This is a genomic window from Streptomyces canus, assembly GCF_041435015.1.
Taxonomy (GTDB): domain Bacteria; phylum Actinomycetota; class Actinomycetes; order Streptomycetales; family Streptomycetaceae; genus Streptomyces; species Streptomyces canus_G.
Genome location: NZ_CP107989.1, coordinates 2,073,326 through 2,091,488, shown reverse-complemented (window position 1 = coordinate 2,091,488; position 18,163 = coordinate 2,073,326). Strand labels below are relative to the sequence as shown.

The window sequence follows — 18,163 nt, the reverse complement described above, 5'->3', positions numbered from 1 at the left end:
GACCGTCCTCGTCGTGGCCGTCACCCGCCAGAGGGCCCCGTCATCCCGCCCACTGTCGTCGCGATCGACCCAGCCATCGGGTCGCTCACTGGCCCTCTCGCCGACCACTATCCGGCCCGGCGAGCCGCACGTATCCAGCCCACACAAGCTCTCCGCCGCTGAACCAGTGTCACACCTACCGGCATGGCTGCGGAGTTTTGCCCTGGCACATTCTCTTTCGGACCTAGGGGAATCCTTGAGACCGAGACGTAGAGCACACCCGTCTCTCGCGCTGGCGGCCGCCGCGATAGCGGTCGTCGGCCTCCTACCAGCCGCTGCGCCGGCTTTCGCTGCCAAGGCGACACCAAGGTGATCTTCTTGCCCACGGGCGCTCGGTGGACGCAGAAGGTCTGGGACACCGCCATGACGATCTCCAGGCCGTGTTGGCCGATCCGGTCCGGGTCGGCGCCCTGGACCGACGGGAGGGTGGTGTCGCTGTCCCACACGCTGATCTGGACGGCACCCTTGCTGATCTCCAGGTCCAGCAGACACGGGCCGGGCGCGCATTTGCGGGCGTTGGTGACCAACTCGCTCACCACCAGCTGCACACCGTTGCCGGTGTGCGAGAGCACCGCGTCCCGGCGGGCCAGGGCGGCGGCGCGACGCGGGGCACCGGGGCAGGTCCATCCGTAGATGTCGGCACGGATGAGGGCGCCGATCCACTCCTGGCAGGGGTTGTCGTACGTCGCCGTCAGCGGCGGTTTCAGCCCGTTGGCGAGGTTGCGATAGGCGGCCCGCTCGGCGGTGAACGTCTGCAGATACGGCAGCCTCAGCAGCCACAGATCGCCCACCTGTTCGGTGCTGAAGCCGAAGCCGTGGGTCTCCAGGAGGTCGAGGCCGAGGATGGCGTAGTCGACGTCGTCGTCGCGGCAGCTGCCATGGATGCGGCCGCGCACGCACTCACGCCACTCGGGCCGCAGCTCGAAACCGTCGCTCTCGCCGACGGGCTCGGGAAGGTAGTCGGTCAGGGGCAGGGCGGCGGCCTGCCGGAGATAGCGGTCGATCCGGTCCCGCGTCCACAGGTCGCCCTGCTCGACCGGCTTGCCGAGCATGTTGCCCGCGATCCGGCCGAGCCAGCCCCCGAGGATGCGGTCGGCGAGCTCTGGTTCGGTGCCCACAGGGGTCATAGCTCCGGTGTACCCGATTCCGGAGAGCCGCTCAGTCCCCCCGCCGAGGTGGTGGTGTCGTCGCTCCGGCCGCGGGACCGGTTCACGCCCGGCCGGAGTTGCTCTTCTTCGCCGACTCGATCGGCGCCGCCCTGAGGGCCGGGGAGGAGACGCTCGGTGCCGCGCTGGAAGCCGGTGAGCATCCCGGGGACCTCAGCACGGTCACCATCATGGGTGCGACGTCCGACCACATCGTCGAGACCAGCAGATCCCTGGGCCTCGACCTCGCGCTCCCCCTGGCCGTGCGGGCCCATTACCGACGCGCGATCGAGAACGGACACGGCAGCGACAACTGGACCCGCGTCGTCGACAGCATCCGAGAGCCGCGGTGACCGGACGCGGAACGCGCGGGAAGCACGGAGCTCATGACCGCGGCCGGCGACAGAGCGTTGGCGGGGCCTTCTCAGGGACCGGGCGGTGCATGACGTCGGGGGGCGTCTCCGGTTAAGGTCGCAGCGGCGCGACTGGCCTTGACGTGCGCGAGGCCCGGAGAGCAAGGGGAAAACGTGACACTGCGCGTGCTCATCGCCGCGGACAAGTTCAAGGGCTCGCTCACGGCCGTGCAGGTCGCCGAGCGGGTGACGGCCGGGCTGCGCCGGGTCGTGCCGGGCCTGGAGGTCGAGGCGCTGCCCGTCGCCGACGGCGGTGACGGAACCGTCGCCGCGGCCGTCGCGGCCGGTTTCGAGCGCCGGGACGTGCCGGTCGCCGGGCCCCTCGGACAGGAGGTCACCGCCGCCTTCGCGGTCCGCGGGGACACCGCCGTCGTGGAGATGGCCGAGGCCAGCGGCCTGCAGCGGCTGCCCGCAGGCGTCTTCGCCCCGCTCACGGCGTCGACGTACGGCTCCGGAGAGCTTCTGCGCGCCGCGCTGGACGCCGGCGCCCGCACCATCGTGTTCGGGGTCGGCGGCAGCGCCACCACCGACGGCGGTGCCGGCATGCTCTCCGCGCTCGGCGCCCGCTTCCTGGACGCCGACGGCGAGCCCGTGGCCCCCGGCGGCGGAGGCCTCGCCGATCTCGCCTCGGCCGACCTGTCGGGCCTGGATCCGCGGTTCGCGTCCGTCGAGTTCATCCTGGCCAGCGACGTCGACAACCCGCTGACCGGCCCCAAGGGCGCCCCCGCGGTCTACGGCCCGCAGAAGGGCGCCTCCCCGGACGACGTCGAGGCCCTGGACAGCGCCCTCGCCCACTACGCGAAGGTGCTGGAGGAGGCCGTGGGTGCGAAGGCCGCCGGGTACGCCGCCTCGCCGGGTGCGGGCGCGGCCGGCGGCATCGGCTACGGTGCCCTCCTCCTCGGCGCCCGGTTCCGCCCCGGCATCGAGGTCATGCTCGATGTCCTGGGCTTCGCGCCCGCGCTGGAGTGGGCGGACCTGGTGATCACCGGCGAGGGCTCGCTCGACGAGCAGACCCTGCACGGCAAGGCCCCGGCGGGCGTCGCCGCGGCGGCCCGCGCCAAGGGCAAGGAGGTCGTCGCCGTGTGCGGCCGCCTCGCGCTGCCCCCGGAGGCCCTCGGCCGGGCGGGCATCCGCCGCGTCTACCCGCTCACCGACGCCGAGCCCGACATCCAGCGGTGCATCACCGAGGCGGGGCCGATCCTGGAGGACGTGGCGGAACAGATCGGCCGGGACTTCCTGGTCTGACCCGCACGATCCGCCCCTCGCGGGTCACTGACGTGGCCCCGACCATCGGTACGCGTCCAGCGCCGACGTCATGACCGTGTTGTGGTGGCAGTACAGCCGCCCAGCGGCCGACACCAGCCGGTCGGCCGGCTCACCATCAGCCCGGTCGGCATCCGCTGATCAAGGCGCACGACCGCGGTGCCGTCCGGCGGACAGGTGCGCAGCGCCGGCTCGGCGAGCCGCCCGGCGCGCCCCCTGTTGTCGATCGACTCCACGCGTCGGCTTCGGCGTCGCCCAGAACTTCACCGACCCCAAAGCCCAGTCCTCCCGCGAGAGCGTGATCCTCCAGCCGGACCGGAGCGTGACGGGCGGGGTCATCAGAGGTGGCGGAGGCGTACACACCGGAGGCCTGAGGAGCGGGTTGGAAAAGCCCGGGCCCAGCGCCGTACAGGTAGCGGTGGCCGCAACGGTGAGGGGCCCGAACCGTCAACGGTTCGGGCCCCTCGGAAGCGATACGGCGGAGCCTACGGCAGCTGGGCCGCGCGGGCCTCGCGCCGGTTGCCGCGGAAGTTGTTCACCCGGCGGGCCGTGGCGAACAGGGGGATCACCGCACCCATGACCAGCTGGAGGGCGCAGCCCGTCTGGAGGAGGAGCTGGCCGCCCGGGGCGCCGAACGCCCAGGCCGCGAGGAGGCCCATCCCGAGGACGATCCAGGAGAGCATCGCGACCGCGAGGCGGCCCCGCGGCTTCGGGTACTCGACCCGGCTCACCATCAGCCAGGCGGTGCCCAGGATCGCCAGGAGCGTCGCCACGAAGGGGAGCTCCAGCAGGACGATCGAGACCACGGTCAGCGCGCCGAACGGCGAGGGCATGCCCTGGAAGGTGCCGTCCTTCACCGTCACACAGGAGAATCTCGCGAGCCTCAGTACCACCGCCAGCAGCACCACGACGGCGCCCACCGCCGCCACCCGCTGGGACGCGTCGTCCGCCACCATGCCGTAGACGAGCACGAAGTACGCCGGGGCCAGACCGAAGCTGATCAGGTCCGAGAGGTTGTCCAGCTCCGCGCCCATCGGCGACGAGCGCAGCTTGCGCGCCACCAGGCCGTCGAACAGGTCGAAGACCGCCGCGCAGAGCATCAGGATGACCGCGGTGGCCGCGCTGTTGCGCGCCATGCCGGTCTCCTGGCTGTCGGTCAGGTGCGGGATCAGGATGCCGGTGGTCGTGAAGTAGACCGCCATGAAGCCGCACGTGGCGTTGCCGAGGGTGAGGGTGTCCGCTATTGAGAGGCGGAGAGAAAGAGGCATCTCCTCCTCGTCGTCGACCTCGTCGGCCTCGGGCACCCAGCCCGCCTGGGTCTCAGGATCAATCACGGTCAATGCGAGTCACCCCAGCCACCGTCTTCTGGCCGACCTCGACCGCGACCTCCACGCCCTCCGGCAGGTAGATGTCGACGCGCGAGCCGAAGCGGATCAGACCGATGCGGTCGCCCTGCTCGACCTTCGTGCCCTGCGGGATGTAGGGGACGATGCGACGGGCCACCGCGCCGGCGATCTGGATCATCTCGATGTCACCGAGTTCGGTGTCGAAGTGCCAGACGACGCGCTCGTTGTTCTCGCTCTCCTTGTTGAACGCTGGAACGAACCCGCCGGGGATGTGCTCGACCGAGGTCACCGTGCCGGAGAGCGGCGCGCGGTTGACGTGGACGTTGAGCGGGCTCATGAAGATCGCGACCCGGGTGCGACCGTCCTTCCACGGCATGATGCTCTGCACCACACCGTCGGCGGGCGAGATGACCCGGCCCGGGGCGATCTCGCGCTCGGGGTCGCGGAAGAACCACAGCATGCCCGCCGCCAGCGCGGTGGCGGGCACGGCGACGGCCTTGGCGGCGCCGGACTTGCGCGCGCGTACCAGGCTCAGTGCTGCGGTGGCGACGGTCGGGAGGAGCCACGGCGATGCTCCGCGCGCGAGGCGTACGCCTGCCAGGCTGTCGCGAGGTGCAGAGGTTTGGCTGTGGGGCATGGATGACCTTCGTAGCGGATGATGCCGCGCACTAGACGGGGGACGGCGGCTTTCCGGGATCGTACCGGTCGTGGGCCACAACTGGGCAAGCCAGGAAGCCGAGTCGGCGGCTGAACCGCCTTGACGGGGTGTGATCTTCTTCTCCAAGAAAACACCCCGTATCCGGACATCTAGCCCTGGAACCGATACTCTTCGAGCAGCCTGCGACCGATGATCATTTTCTGGATCTCGGCGGTACCTTCACCGATCAGCAGCATCGGAGCCTCACGGTAGAGGCGCTCGATCTCGTACTCCTTGGAGAAGCCGTAGCCGCCGTGGATCCGGAAGGCGTCCTCCACGACCTCCTTGCAGTACTCGGAGGCGAGGTACTTCGCCATCCCTGCCTCAAGGTCGTTTCGCTCACCGGAGTCCTTTTTGCGTGCCGCGTTGACCATCATCGCATGCGCGGCCTCGACCTTGGTAGCCATCTCGGCCAGCTTGAACTGAATCGCCTGGTGCTGAGCGATCGGCTTGCCGAACGTGTGACGCTGCTGGGCGTACGAGACGCCCAGCTCGAAGGCACGCTGAGCGACGCCGCAGCCACGCGCCGCCACGTTCACGCGGCCTACCTCGACTCCGTCCATCATTTGGTAAAAACCTCGGCCGGTGGCGCCGCCGAGTACACGGTTGGCCGGAAGTCGCAGGCCATCCATGATCATCTCGGTGGTGTCGACACCCTTGTAGCCCATCTTGTCGATCTTCCCGGGGATGGTGAGGCCGGGACGGACCTCTCCGAACCCGGGCTCCTTCTCGATCAGGAAGGTCGTCATCGACTTGTGGGGCTTGGCGGCCGCCTCTTCGGGGGAGTGTCCTTCATCACTTCGGACGAGAACGGCGACCAGACTTGACGTTCCGCCGTTCGTCAGCCACATCTTCTGACCGTTCAGGACGTACTCGTCGCCGTCCTTGACCGCCTTGGACGTGATGGCGGACACGTCCGAACCGAGCGCCGGCTCCGACATCGAGAAGGCGCCGCGGATGTCGCCGGCCGCCATCCTCGGCAGGAAGTGGTCCTTCTGCTCCTGAGTGCCGTGCTGCTTGAGCATGTACGCCACGATGAAGTGGGTGTTGATGATGCCGGAGACCGACATCCAGCCGCGGGCGATCTCCTCCACGCACAGCGCGTACGTCAGGAGGGACTCGCCCAGACCGCCGTACTCCTCGGGGATCATCAGCCCGAACAGGCCCAACTCCTTGAGCCCGTCGACGATCTGCTGCGGGTACTCGTCGCGGTGCTCCAGCTCGGTCGCGACCGGGATGATCTCCTTGTCCACGAAGTCGCGGACGGTGGAGAGGATCTCCTGCTGGATGTCGGTCAGACCGGCGGTCTGGGCGAGGCGTGCCATGGGGGTCAGCCCTCCTGAAGTTCCGGGCGGCCGGGCTGCTCGCCGCCGCGCTCCTTGATGTAGGTCTCGGTGGGCACCATGACCTTGCGGCGGAACACGCAGACCAGCGTGCCGTCCTGCTTGTAGCCCTTGGTCTCGACGTGGACGATCCCGCGGTCGTTCTTCGACTTGGACGGCCACTTGTCGAGCACGGTCGTCTCGCCGTAGAGCGTGTCGCCGTGGAAGGTCGGCGCCACGTGCCTGAGCGACTCGATCTCCAGGTTGGCGATCGCCTTGCCGGAGACGTCCGGTACCGACATGCCGAGCAGCAGGGAGTAGATGTAGTTCCCGACCACGACGTTCTTGCCGAAGTCGGTCGTCTTCTCCGCGTAATTGCTGTCCATGTGGAGCGGGTGGTGATTCATGGTCAGGAGACAGAAGAGATGGTCGTCGTACTCCGTGACCGTCTTCCCGGGCCAGTGCTTGTAGACCGCCCCGACCTCGAACTCCTCGTAGGTGCGTCCGAACTGCATCGCGCTCAGCGCTCCTTAGTTGTCGGGGGTCTCGAACTTGGACGTGCGCTGCATGCCGGCCGCACGGCCCTTGCCGGAGATGACCAGCGCCATCTTGCGGCTGGCCTCGTCGATCATCTCGTCGCCGAGCATCGCCGAGCCCTTCTTGCCGCCCGCTTCGGACGTGTAGTAGTCGTACGCGTCCAGGATCAGCTCGGCGTGGTCGTAGTCCTCCTGGGAGGGCGAGAAGATCTCGTTGGACGCCTCCACCTGGCCCGGGTGCAGCACCCACTTGCCGTCGAAACCGAGGGCCGCGGCGCGCTGGGCGACCTCGCGGTAGCCGTCGAGGTTGCGGATCTGGAGGTAGGGGCCGTCGATCGCCTGGAGGTTGTTGGCGCGGGCGGCCATCAGGATCTTCATCAGGATGTAGTGGTAGGCGTCCGCCGGGTAGCCGGGCGGCTGCTCACCCACGACCAGCGACTTCATGTTGATCGACGCCATGAAGTCGGCCGGGCCGAAGATGATCGTCTCGACGCGCGGGGACGCCGTCGCGATCTCGTTGACGTTGTTGAGGCCCTGCGCGTTCTCGATCTGCGCCTCGATGCCGATCTTGCCGACCTCGAAGCCCATGGTCTTCTCGATCTGGGTCAGCAGGAGGTCGAGCGCGACGACCTGCTCGGCCGTCTGCACCTTCGGCAGCATGATGCAGTCGAGGTTCTGGCCGGCGCCCTCGACGACCGTGACGACGTCGCGGTACGTCCACTCGGTCGTCCAGTCGTTGACGCGCACGACCCTCGTCTTACCGGTCCAGTCGCCCTCGTTGAGGAACTTGACGATGGTGTGCCGCGCCTCGGGCTTGGCGAGCGGCGCGCACGCGTCCTCCAGGTCGAGGAAGACCTGGTCCGCCGGGAGGCCCTGCGCCTTCTCCAGGAAGCGGGGGTTGCTTCCCGGCACCGCGAGACACGAGCGGCGGGGACGCAGACGGTTGACGGTCATGCGGGGACCTCCAGGGGGTCGAGCTTGTTCGCTTTCCGGATCTCGTCGACGATGCGGCCGATGATGCCGGTGATGTCGAAGTCCTTCGGGGTGAAGACCGCGGCCACGCCGGCAGCCCTGAGCTGTTCGGCGTCTCCATTGGGGATGATCCCACCGGCGATGACAGGTACATCTGTGGCGCCTGCCACATGCAGCCTCTCGAGTACGTCCGGCACCAGCTGCGCGTGCGAGCCGGACAGGATCGACAGGCCGACCGCGTGCACGTCCTCGGCGAGGGCCGCGTCCACGATCTGCTCGGGCGTCAGCCGGATGCCCTGGTACACGACCTCGAAGCCGGCGTCCCGCGCGCGTACGGCTATCTGCTCGGCGCCGTTGGAGTGCCCGTCCAGGCCCGGCTTGCCGACCAGGAAGCGCAGCTTTCCGACGCCCAGGTCCTTCGCGGTCAGGTCGACCCTGCGGCGGACGTCGGCCATGGCCGAGCCCTCCTCCGCCGGGACCGCCACCGGTGCCGACGACACGCCGGTCGGGGCGCGGAACTCGCCGAACACCTCGCGCAGCGCGCCGGCCCACTCGCCGGTCGTGACCCCGGCGCGGGCGCACTCCAGGGTGGCCTCCATGAGGTTGGCGGTGCCCTTGGCGGCCTCCTTCAGCTTCTCCAGCGCCTTGCAGGGGCGCGGGTGGTTGAAGGGCGGCTGGTAGCGGGTGTCGCGCCAGTGCTGGAGCCCCGAGATGACCCGGGCCTCGACGGCCGGGTCCACCGTCTGGATCGCGGTGTCCAGGTCGGCCGTCAGCGGGTTCGGCTCGGTCGTCTCGAAGATGTTGACGCCGATGATCTTCTCCTGCCCGGACTCGATACGAGCCCGGCGCTCGGCGTGCGAGGAGACGAGCTGCGACTTCAGATAGCCCGACTCGACGGCGGCCATCGCGCCGCCCATCTCCTGGATCCGCTCGATCTCCGCGAGGGAGTCCTCGACGAGCGTGGAGACCTTCGCCTCGACGACGTGCGAGCCCTCGAAGATGTCCGCGTACTCCAGCAGGTCGCTCTCGTACGCCAGCACCTGCTGCATCCGCAGCGACCACTGCTGGTCCCAGGGCCGGGGGAGACCGAGGGCCTCGTTCCAGGCCGGCAGCTGGACGGCACGCGCGCGTGCGTCCTTCGAGAGGGTCACGGCCAGCATCTCGAGGACGATCCGCTGGACGTTGTTCTCCGGCTGCGCCTCGGTCAGCCCGAGGGAGTTGACCTGGACGCCGTACCGGAAGCGCCGGTGCTTGGGGTTCTCGATGCCGTAGCGCTCCCGCGTGACCTTGTCCCAGATACGGCCGAAGGCGCGCATCTTGCACATCTCCTCGATGAACCGGACGCCCGCGTTCACGAAGAAGGAGATACGGCCGACGACATCGCCCATGCGCTCCTGCGGCACCTGGCCGGAGTCCCGGACGGCGTCCAGGACCGCGATCGCCGTCGACATCGCGTACGCGATCTCCTGGACCGGTGTGGCGCCCGCCTCCTGCAGGTGGTAGCTGCAGATGTTGATCGGGTTCCACTTCGGGATGTGGGAGACCGTGTACGCGATCATGTCGGTCGTCAGACGGAGGCTCGGCCCCGGCGGGAAGACGTGCGTCCCGCGGGACAGGTACTCCTTGACGATGTCGTTCTGGGTCGTGCCCTGGAGCTGGGTGATGTCCGCGCCCTGCTCCTCGGCGACGACCTGGTAGAGCGCCAGCAGCCACATGGCGGTGGCGTTGATCGTCATCGAGGTGTTCATCTGCTCCAGGGGGATGTCCTGGAACAGCCGGCGCATGTCACCCAGGTGCGCGATCGGCACGCCGACCCGGCCGACCTCGCCGCGGGCGAGGATGTGGTCGGAGTCGTAGCCGGTCTGCGTCGGCAGGTCGAACGCGACCGACAGGCCGGTCTGGCCCTTGGCGAGGTTGCGCCGGTACAGCTCGTTGGACGCCTCGGCCGTGGAGTGACCGGCATACGTGCGCATGAGCCACGGCCGGTCCTTCTCCCGCTTGCCGTCGGCAAACTGACGCTCAGTCATCTATGACCCCGGGTGTCTCAGATGTTGCGGAAGCGGTTGATGGCGTCGATGTGCTGGGCGCGCATCTCCTCGTCGCGCACGCCGAGACCTGCCTCGGGGGCCAGGCACAGCACGCCGACCTTGCCCTGGTGGAGGTTGCGGTGCACGTCGTAGGCCGCCTGGCCGGTCTCCTCCAGGGAGTAGACCTTCGACAGCGTCGGGTGGATCTTGCCCTTCGCGATGAGCCGGTTGGCCTCCCAGGCCTCGCGGTAGTTGGCGAAGTGCGAGCCGATGATCCGCTTCAGGGACATCCACAGGTAGCGGTTGTCGTACTCGTGCATGTAGCCCGAGGTCGAGGCGCAGGTGGTGATGGTGCCGCCCTTGCGGGTGACGAAGACACTCGCGCCGAAGGTCTCGCGGCCGGGGTGCTCGAAGACGATGTCGATGTCCTCGCCACCGGTGAGTTCACGGATGCGCTTGCCGAAGCGCTTCCACTCCTTCGGGTCCTGGGTCTGCTCGTCCTTCCAGAACTTGTAGTCCTCGGCGTTGCGGTCGATGATCGCGTCGGCGCCCATCGCCCGGCAGATCTCCGCCTTCTGCGGTGAGGACACGACACAGATCGGGTTGGCGCCTCCGGCCAGCGCGAACTGTGTGGCGTACGAGCCGAGTCCGCCGCTCGCGCCCCAGATCAGGACGTTGTCGCCCTGCTTCATGCCGGCGCCGTTGCGGGAGACGAGCTGCCGGTAGGCGGTGGAGTTCACGAGCCCCGGGGCGGCGGCCTCCTCCCAGCTGAGGTGGTCCGGCTTCGGCATCAGCTGGTTGGACTTGACCAGCGCGATCTCAGCGAGGCCGCCGAAGTTGGTCTCGAATCCCCAGATGCGCTGCTCGGGGTCGAGCATCGTGTCGTTGTGGCCGTCCGAGGACTCCATCTCGACCGAGAGACAGTGGGCGACGACCTCGTCGCCGGGCTTCCAGGCGTTGACGCCCGGGCCGGTGCGCAGGACGACGCCCGCGAGGTCGGAGCCGATGATGTGGTACGGCAGGTCGTGCCGCTTGGCCAGGTCGTTGGTGCGGCCGTAGCGCTCCAGGAACCCGAAGGTCGACAGCGGCTCGAAGATCGAGGTCCACACCGAGTTGTAGTTGACACTCGATGCCATGACGGCGACCAGGGCCTCACCCGGGCCCAGCTCGGGCACCGGCACGTCGTCGAGGTGGATCGACTTGCGCGGGTCCTTGTCGCGGGTCTGCAGGCCCGCGAACATCTCCGTCTCGTCCTTGTGGACGGTGATGGCGCGGTACGACTCGGGGAGCGGCAGAGCGGCGAAGTCGGCCGGAGTCGAGTCCGGCGACTGGATCGCGTCCAGGATGTCCTTCACGGTCACGGTGTTGCCTCCGGCGAATGGCGTCTTGAGGGGAGACGCTGAGGGTTACGTCGGTGCCGTCGGTTCGGCGGTCATGCTGTTCGGCAGCGCTTTGTGGCGCGGGAGGTTGCCTGTGACGCAGGCGTCCGGGCGGGCAGGTCGATGACTTGCTGGGACAGCCGGCGTACGTATGGTCTCTGCACGCCGGCCGCCCGGACACCTTCAACGTAAGACACCGCGTGCCACCATGCAAGGCACTGAGTGCCAGATATTGCCCTCAGGTGAAATCTTTACGTAACAAATGAGCGATGATCGATCAAAGCTACTGGAGAGTAGGTATCAATCGGGCGCTATCGGTCGCCGGACTCGACGCGCCCACGCTCGTCAGCGCTCCTTGAGCGCCTGCTCGATGGCCCGCATCACTTCATCGAGCGGCGCGTCCGTGCGAGCGACGGTGACCAGGACCTCTCCCTGAGAGGCCACGGAAGCCGGAGCCGGCCGCGGCGCCGCGGTGTCCCGACCTGCCCCGATTCCCGTCCCGAAGGTCTTCCGCACGATTGCGAAGGCGTGGTCCAACTGCGCCTCCACGTCCCCTTGCCCCCCGGCCCGGAGCCACCGGCGCAGCACATGGTTGTGCGCGGTGACCACGGCGGACGCGGCGACCTCCGCCAGCAGCGGGTCGTCGTTCGCGTCGTCGTCGTGCGCGTGCTCGTCGAAGTGCCCGAGCAGATAGCGCGTGAACAGCCGCTCATAGCGGGCCACCGACGCGATCTCCGCCTCGCGCAGCGTCGGCACCTCGCGCGTCAGCTTGTAGCGGGCGACCGAGATCTCCGGCCGGGCCGCGTACATCTTCATGACTTCCTTGATGCCGCGGCACACCGTGTCGAGCGGGTGCTCGTGCGCGGGGGCCGCGTTCAGCACGGCTTCCGCCCGGATCAGCGTGTCGTCGTGATCGGGGAAGATCGCCTCTTCCTTGGAGCGGAAGTGGCGGAAGAAGGTGCGACGGGCGACCCCGGCCGCGGCCGCGATCTCGTCGACAGTGGTTGCCTCGTACCCCTTGGTGGAGAACAGCTCCATCGCGGCGGCCGCCAGTTCTCGGCGCATCTTGAGCCGCTGGGCGGCCGCACGACTGCCTGCGGCACTTTCCGGCGCGTCGGACGTGGCTGGTGTACGGGAGGACTTGGCGGGCTGGGACATGACCCGAACGTACTGCATGTGCGCAGGTTGGTGCGCGTGTCCCGGGGTTGTCCCGCCCGGGGCCGGCGGGCAGGCGCCGGACCCCGTCAGCGGGGGGTGGCTGCCCGGGTCGAGCAGCCCACCCCAGTCCTCACCGTCTCGGAACCAGTCGCCGGGACGCTCAGCGCCGGGCATATTCGCGGAAGCCACGGCCGGTCTTGCGGCCGAGGCAGCCCGCTGCCACCAGATGCTCCAGCAGCAGGGCCGGAGCCAGTCCCGGGTCGCGGAACTCGCGGTGCAGGACCTTCTCGATCGCGAGCGAGACGTCCAGGCCGACGACGTCCAGGAGCTCGAAGGGGCCCATCGGGTAGCCGCCGCCCAGCTTCATCGCCGCGTCGATGTCGTCGAGGGACGCGTAGTGCTCCTGCACCATCTTGATCGCGTTGTTGAGGTACGGGAAGAGCAGGGCGTTCACGATGAAGCCCGCACGGTCGCCGCAGTCGACCGCATGCTTCTTGATCTTGACGCAGACCTCGCGGACCGTCGCGTGGACGTCCTCGGCCGTCAGGACCGTACGGACGACCTCGACCAGCTTCATCGCGGGCGCCGGGTTGAAGAAGTGCATGCCGATCACGTCCTGCGGCCGCGAGGTGGCGCGGGCGCAGGCGACGACGGGCAGCGAGGAGGTCGTGGTGGCCAGGACCGCGCCCGGCTTGCAGACCTTGTCCAGCGTCTGGAAGAGCTGCTGCTTGATCTCCAGGTCCTCGGCGACGGCCTCGACGGCCAGGTCGACGTCCGCGAAGGACTCGTACGAGCCCGCCGCGGTGATCAGGTCCAGGGTCCGCGCGGCCGCCTCGGCGGTCATCCGGCCCTTGTCGACGGAGCGGGACAGCGACTTGCCGATGCGGGCCTTCGCCGTCTGCGCCTTCTCCTCGCTGCGGGCGGCGAGCACGACCTCGTAACCGGCCTTGGCGAACACCTCCGCGATACCGGACGCCATGGTGCCGGAGCCCGCGACACCGACGGAGCGGACCTCGCGGCCCTGGTTCCGCTCGGAGCCCTCCAGGGGCGTCAGCGCGTCCCGCACGACCGTCGCGCTGCCCGGAGCCTCGTAGGTGTAGAAGCCGCGTCCCGACTTGCGTCCGGTCAGACCCGCCTCGCTGAGCTGCTTGAGAACCGGGGCGGGGGCGTGCAGCCGGTCGTGGGACTCGGCGTACATGGCCTCCAGGACCGTCCGCGCGGTGTCGATGCCGATCAGGTCCAGCAGCGCCAGGGGGCCCATCGGCAGACCGCAGCCGAGCCGCATCGCCGCGTCGATGTCCTCGCGGGAGGCGTACTTCGCCTCGTACATCGCGGCCGCCTGGTTGAGATAGCCGAACAGCAGCCCGTCCGCGACGAAGCCGGGCCGGTCGCCGACCGCGACAGGTTCCTTGCCGAGGTCCAGGGCGAGGTTGGTGACCGCCGCGACCGCCGTCGGCGCGGTGAGCACCGAGGAGACGACCTCGACCAGCTTCATCGCGGGCGCCGGGTTGAAGAAGTGCAGGCCCAGCACGCGCTCCGGGCGGGCCGAGTCGGCGGCCAGGCGGGTCACGGACAGGGCGTTGGTGCCGGTCGCGAGGATCGTCTCGGGGCGCACGATCCCGTCGAGCTCGCGGAAGATCTGGTGCTTGATCTCGTACGACTCCGGAGCCACCTCGATGACGAGGTCGGCTTCGGCCGCGGCGGTGAGGTCGGTGGAGGTGCGGACACGGGCGAGGACGTCCGCGCGCTCCTGCTCGGTCAGCCGGCCGCGCTGCACGGCACGGGCGGTCGAGGTCTCCAGAGTGGCGGCTGCCTTGGCGGCCGCGGCCTCGCTGATGTCGATGCCGATGACGTCGCGGCCGGCCCTGGCGAGGACCTCGGCGATGCCGGTGCCCATGGTGCCGAGGCCGACGACGGCGATCGTCTTGAGCGGGGACAGGGAGGGGTCGGACAGGGGAGTGGCCATCGCGGAACTCCAGGAATGAGGGTGACGACTGGGAGCGCGACCCGGTACGCCGAGGGGCGCACCGGGTGCGTGAGGAACTGCTGAATGCGGGTGTTGCCGGGCTGCTGGCGCACACGCCCGGGCCGTCGTCGCGGGCCTTGCACATGCCCGGAGAACGGTGGAACCGACCGGCCCTGTCCCAGGCCGGGGTCGTACTGGTGGTACCCGAGGTACCGAACCGACTGCTCTCGCGGCGGCTGCGTCACCAGGCCCCCGCAAGGAGTTCCACGAGTGGGTAACTCGCTCGTCTGAGCTTAACCGGTGGGTAACGAGCACGCCAGCCCCCGGATTTGTGATGTACGTCCCGCGCTCCGGGCGGGCCGCCTAACCTCGGGTTCATGGACGAAGAGTTGCGATCGCTCACGGAGCGTTTACGGCAGGAGTCGGGAGCGTCGGCCGCCTACGACCGTCTGATGGCGACCGAGGACCTCGACGAACTGGCCGGGGTGCTCACCGAGCCCGGACAGCCGCTGTGGGCCCGGGAGCTCGCCGCGTTCCGGCTCGGCCTGGCCGGGGACCGCCGGGCCTTCGAGTCCCTCGTCCTGCTGCTCAACCACCGGGATCCGCCGCGCTGCGCCGCCGCCGCGTACGCCCTCGCCCGTCTGGACGACCCGCGCACGGCCCGCGCGGCCGCCGCCCTCGCCACCAACGAACTGCGGGTCGCCTACGCCCTGCACCCGGTCCGGCTCCTGGCCGAGCTGCGCGCCCCCGAGTCCGTGCCGGCGCTGATCACCACGCTGGAACGCCGGCTGCGCCCGCACGACCCCTACCGCCGCGTGGCGCTCGCCTGCGTGGAGGGCCTGGGCACCCTGGCGGACACCCGCGCCAGACCCGTACTGAACGAGGCGCTCGCGCATCCCACGCTCGCGGAGGCGGCGGTGCGGGCGCTGGCACGGATCCCGAAGCAGCGGTGAGCCGGCCGGCGGGGTGCGGGGAGCTGTCGGGCGCGGGGGCCGGGTGGTGGACGGCGAGTTGGCGGGCATCTGCGGCGGGCGTCGGCGTCGGCGTCGGCCGCGGCCCGCAGAGCGGTGAAGTGCGGACGCGGACGCGGGCGAGGTCGCCGGATCGGCGCCGGTGAGCGCCCTGCCCGGCAACGCGTGCGTGCCGTGGGCCCCGCCGCACGGCGGAGGTACGGATGCGGGCGAGGGCGTCCGCGCCCCCCGTCCGGTCGGCCGGCCCCGCTGCACCGCACAGGCGGCGGGCGGTCAGGTGTTGAGCGTCCGGGCGTACCGCACCTCCTGTACGGGGACGCCGTCCGCCTCGAAGGGCTCCTCGGTGCCGTCGGCCTCGAAGCCCGCCCGTTCGTAGAAGCGGCGCGCGCGGGTGTTGTCCTCGAGGACCCACAGGTACATGCGCTCGTGGCCCACGGCCGTGCGGTTCCACAGGGACTCCAGCAGCAGGGCGTGTCCGATACCGGTGCCGTATCTCCGCGGGTCCACGTAGACGGCGTACAACTCGGCGTCGTCGGTGCGGACTTCGCCGTCCCGGTACGGGCCGTGACAGGCCCAGCCCACGACCTCGCCGTCCCACTCGGCCACGAGGTTCACGACGCTGCCGTCCCCCTGACCGAAGCGCGTGCGGTGCCGCTCGGCGTCCCGCGCCACGCTCATGGCGTCGAGGTACGACTGCGGGATGAGGCCCCGGTACGCGCTCTGCCAGCCGCGGACGCGGATCTCGGCCACGCGGTCGCAGTCGGCGAGGACCATCGGGCGGATGAGGAGTCGGTCGTCGTCCATGGCGGCACCCTAGGCACCACCCACCCGCTCCGGCCTCGGATTTATTCGCCCACCACCGCGAACGCCTCCACCTCCATCAGGAACTCCGGCCGCACCAGCGCCGCCACCTGCACGGCCGAGGCCGCCGGCAGCCGGTCGTCGGGTATGTGCTCGGAGCGGGCCGCCCGGAGTGCCGGCATGTGGGCCATGTCCGTGACGAAGTAGGTGAGCTTGACGACGTCGTCGAAGGTCGCTCCGGCGGCGGTCAGGCAGCGGCGGAGGTTCTCGAAGACCTGACGGGCCTGGGCCGCGGCATCGCCCTCGCCGACGAGCTTGCCGTCCTCGTCGAGAGCCACCTGGCCCGAGAGTGCGACGAAACGGCCACGGCCCAGCACCACGTGGGAGTACTGGGCCGCGGGGGCGAGCCCGGCGGGGGCGGGAATCCTGGTCAGCTCACTCATGCGTCCATGGTGGACCACGGCACTGACAACGCCCGTCCCCGACGGAGCGTCAGGCGATCAGCTTCGGGCGCCGAGCAGCCGGTGCAGCGCCGCACCGCGCGAGGACGTGGACGCCGCCTTGGCGGTGAGCGGCTTCGGATCGGGCAGCGCCTGGCAGACCGCGTCGGCCTCGCCGCCGCCACGCGGCACCTTGCCGTCGGTCAGATACGCGGCGAGGTACGTGTCCAGGCAGGTGTTCCCGCTCAGCGTGATGCCGTGGTTTCCGCCGCCCTCCTCGACGACGAAGCTGGATCCGGCCAGCATGCGGTGGACCGTCGCACCGCCCTCGTACGGGGTGGCCGCGTCGTTCGTCGCCTGGAAGAGCAGCGCCGGCGGCAGCTTGCCGTTGGCGATGTTCACCGGCTTCAGCGAGCCGGTCGGCCAGAACGCGCACGGTGCGTTGTACCAGGCATTGCTCCAGGCCATGAACGGGGCCTTCTCGTACACGGCCCAGTTGTCCTTCTGCCACTGCCTCCAGTCACGCGGCCAGGAGGCGTCACGGCACTGGACGGACGTGTAGATGCTGTAGCCGTTGTCCCCGGACGCGTCCACGGCGCCGAAGTCCTCGTACGCGTCGATCAGTGGGTCGGCGTTCTTGCTGTTCACGTACGCCGCGAACGCCTCGGCCAGGTAGGGCCAGTAGCCGTTGTAGTAGCCGCCCGGGACGTAGGTGTCCTCCAGCTCCGAGGCGCCGACCTTGCCGCCCGCGGGCTTCTTGGCGAGGGCCGCCCGCATCGCGTACCACTTGGCCTCGATCTTCTCGGGGTCGGTGCCCAGCTTGTACGTCGCGTCGTACTTGGCGATCCAGGCCATCAGCGCGCGGTGCCGGTCGTTGAACGCGTAGTCCTGGCCGAGGTTGTCGTCGTACCAGACCCCGGTCGGGTCCACGATCGAGTCCAGGACCAGTCGGCGCACCTGGTGCGGGAAGAGCTTGGCGTAGACCGCGCCCAGGTAGGTGCCGTACGAGTAACCGAAGTAGTTGATCCTCTTGGCGCCGAGGGCCCGGCGGACGGAGTCCATGTCCTGCACGGCGCTGATGGTGTTGATGTACGGCAGCACGCTCGCGTACTTCCGGCCGCAGGCCGCGGCGAAGGACTTCGCTCGCTCGAGGTTGGCCTTCTCGATCGCGGGCGTGCTCGGCACGGAGTCCGGGCGCACCGGGTTGAAGTAGCCCGGCCTGCAGTTCAGGGCGGGCTTGCTCGCGCCCACCCCGCGCGGGTCGAAGCCGATGACGTCGTACTGTGCCGCGACGGCCTTGGGCAGGCCGGAGGCGATGAATCCGGCGAAGGTCAGACCGCTGCCGCCGGGGCCGCCGGGGTTGACCAGCAGTGGGCCCTGGTACTCCTTCGCGGTGTGGGGGACCCGGGACAGCGCGAGGGTGATCTGCCGCCCGCGCGGGTTCGCGTGGTCGAGCGGCACCTTGAGGGACGCGCACTGAAGGGTCGGGTAGTCGGCGGTGCCGCACTTCTTCCAGGTGAGTCCGGCGGCGGATGCGGTGGGTGCGGAGGGCGGGGCGCTGGCGTCGGCGGGGACGGCGGTGAACGTCCCGGCCACGACGATCGCGGCACCGCACAGCACGGCTGCGCGTTTTCTCATGAAGTCCTCCCAGGACGGAGGGTTTCGGGCCGCGAGGGTCACGGTCCCCG

General features: G+C 69.7%; 16 protein-coding genes and 1 pseudogene. 3 read left to right on the top strand and 14 right to left on the bottom strand.

Going from position 1 to position 18,163, the window contains the following annotated elements:
- Positions 1–107: 107 nt before the first annotated feature.
- Positions 108–1,166: an ADP-ribosylglycohydrolase family protein gene (locus OG841_RS09475; protein WP_371564451.1), complete on the bottom strand. Its 1,059-nt coding sequence runs from the start codon at positions 1,164–1,166 to the stop codon at positions 108–110.
- An 86-nt stretch (positions 1,167–1,252) separates the two neighbouring features.
- On the opposite strand from OG841_RS09475, the pseudogene OG841_RS09470 reads away from it, so the two are divergent.
- Both OG841_RS09470 and OG841_RS09465 read left to right on the top strand, forming a co-directional pair.
- Positions 1,253–1,537 (top strand): annotated as a pseudogene (locus OG841_RS09470) (NAD(P)-dependent oxidoreductase); the annotation flags it as partial.
- A gap of 186 nt (positions 1,538–1,723) precedes the next feature.
- Complete coding sequence (locus OG841_RS09465) at positions 1,724–2,842, top strand: glycerate kinase (RefSeq protein ID WP_328643700.1); 1,119 nt, start codon at positions 1,724–1,726, stop codon at positions 2,840–2,842.
- 68 nt (positions 2,843–2,910) lie between these two features.
- On the opposite strand, the gene OG841_RS09460 is transcribed toward OG841_RS09465, so the two are convergent.
- From OG841_RS09460 to OG841_RS09415, 10 genes are all read right to left on the bottom strand, one after another.
- The gene (locus OG841_RS09460) at positions 2,911–3,096 is read right to left on the bottom strand and encodes a hypothetical protein (protein WP_328643784.1); all 186 of its coding nucleotides are present in this window, start codon (positions 3,094–3,096) and stop codon (positions 2,911–2,913) included.
- A gap of 249 nt (positions 3,097–3,345) precedes the next feature.
- Entirely contained in the window at positions 3,346–4,164 is an 819-nt protein-coding gene (gene pssA, locus OG841_RS09455) for a CDP-diacylglycerol--serine O-phosphatidyltransferase (protein WP_057608271.1), read from the bottom strand.
- Positions 4,165–4,186: 22 nt separating this feature from the next.
- Positions 4,187–4,843, bottom strand: a complete 657-nt coding sequence (locus tag OG841_RS09450) for a phosphatidylserine decarboxylase (RefSeq protein WP_037706416.1) — start codon at positions 4,841–4,843, stop codon at positions 4,187–4,189.
- A gap of 170 nt (positions 4,844–5,013) precedes the next feature.
- Entirely contained in the window at positions 5,014–6,228 is a 1,215-nt protein-coding gene (locus OG841_RS09445; protein ID WP_280865116.1) for an acyl-CoA dehydrogenase family protein, read from the bottom strand.
- 5 nt (positions 6,229–6,233) lie between these two features.
- Positions 6,234–6,740: a MaoC family dehydratase gene (locus OG841_RS09440; protein WP_266557409.1), complete on the bottom strand. Its 507-nt coding sequence runs from the start codon at positions 6,738–6,740 to the stop codon at positions 6,234–6,236.
- A 15-nt stretch (positions 6,741–6,755) separates the two neighbouring features.
- On the bottom strand, positions 6,756–7,715 hold the full coding sequence (locus tag OG841_RS09435; RefSeq protein ID WP_328641841.1) for an HpcH/HpaI aldolase/citrate lyase family protein: 960 nt from the start codon (positions 7,713–7,715) through the stop codon (positions 6,756–6,758).
- Positions 7,712–9,760 carry a protein meaA gene (locus tag OG841_RS09430; RefSeq protein WP_328641842.1) on the bottom strand — a complete coding sequence of 683 codons (2,049 nt, stop codon included), beginning with the start codon at positions 9,758–9,760 and terminating at the stop codon, positions 7,712–7,714. The genes OG841_RS09435 and OG841_RS09430 overlap by 4 nt, the downstream gene beginning before the upstream one ends.
- Before the next feature lie 17 nt (positions 9,761–9,777).
- Positions 9,778–11,121, bottom strand: coding sequence for a crotonyl-CoA carboxylase/reductase (ccrA, locus tag OG841_RS09425; RefSeq protein ID WP_328641843.1), 1,344 nt, complete (start codon positions 11,119–11,121; stop codon positions 9,778–9,780).
- A 363-nt stretch (positions 11,122–11,484) separates the two neighbouring features.
- Positions 11,485–12,297, bottom strand: coding sequence for a TetR family transcriptional regulator (locus tag OG841_RS09420; RefSeq protein WP_306974319.1), 813 nt, complete (start codon positions 12,295–12,297; stop codon positions 11,485–11,487).
- Between the two features lie 160 nt (positions 12,298–12,457).
- Positions 12,458–14,263 carry a 3-hydroxyacyl-CoA dehydrogenase family protein gene (locus OG841_RS09415; RefSeq protein WP_371564445.1) on the bottom strand — a complete coding sequence of 602 codons (1,806 nt, stop codon included), beginning with the start codon at positions 14,261–14,263 and terminating at the stop codon, positions 12,458–12,460.
- A 377-nt stretch (positions 14,264–14,640) separates the two neighbouring features.
- Here OG841_RS09415 and OG841_RS09410 point away from each other — a divergent pair, with 377 nt between their 5' ends.
- Positions 14,641–15,216, top strand: a complete 576-nt coding sequence (locus tag OG841_RS09410) for an adenylosuccinate lyase (RefSeq protein ID WP_328641845.1) — start codon at positions 14,641–14,643, stop codon at positions 15,214–15,216.
- Positions 15,217–15,507: 291 nt separating this feature from the next.
- On the opposite strand, the gene OG841_RS09405 is transcribed toward OG841_RS09410, so the two are convergent.
- The 3 genes from OG841_RS09405 to OG841_RS09395 are packed head-to-tail and all read right to left on the bottom strand — an operon-like array spanning position 15,508 to position 18,113.
- Positions 15,508–16,038 (bottom strand): GNAT family N-acetyltransferase, encoded by a 531-nt coding sequence (locus tag OG841_RS09405; protein WP_328641846.1) that lies wholly within the window; start codon positions 16,036–16,038, stop codon positions 15,508–15,510.
- A 41-nt stretch (positions 16,039–16,079) separates the two neighbouring features.
- Positions 16,080–16,478, bottom strand: a complete 399-nt coding sequence (locus tag OG841_RS09400) for a RidA family protein (protein ID WP_328641847.1) — start codon at positions 16,476–16,478, stop codon at positions 16,080–16,082.
- A 57-nt stretch (positions 16,479–16,535) separates the two neighbouring features.
- Complete coding sequence (locus OG841_RS09395) at positions 16,536–18,113, bottom strand: alpha/beta hydrolase (protein ID WP_371564443.1); 1,578 nt, start codon at positions 18,111–18,113, stop codon at positions 16,536–16,538.
- Positions 18,114–18,163: the final 50 nt, after the last annotated feature.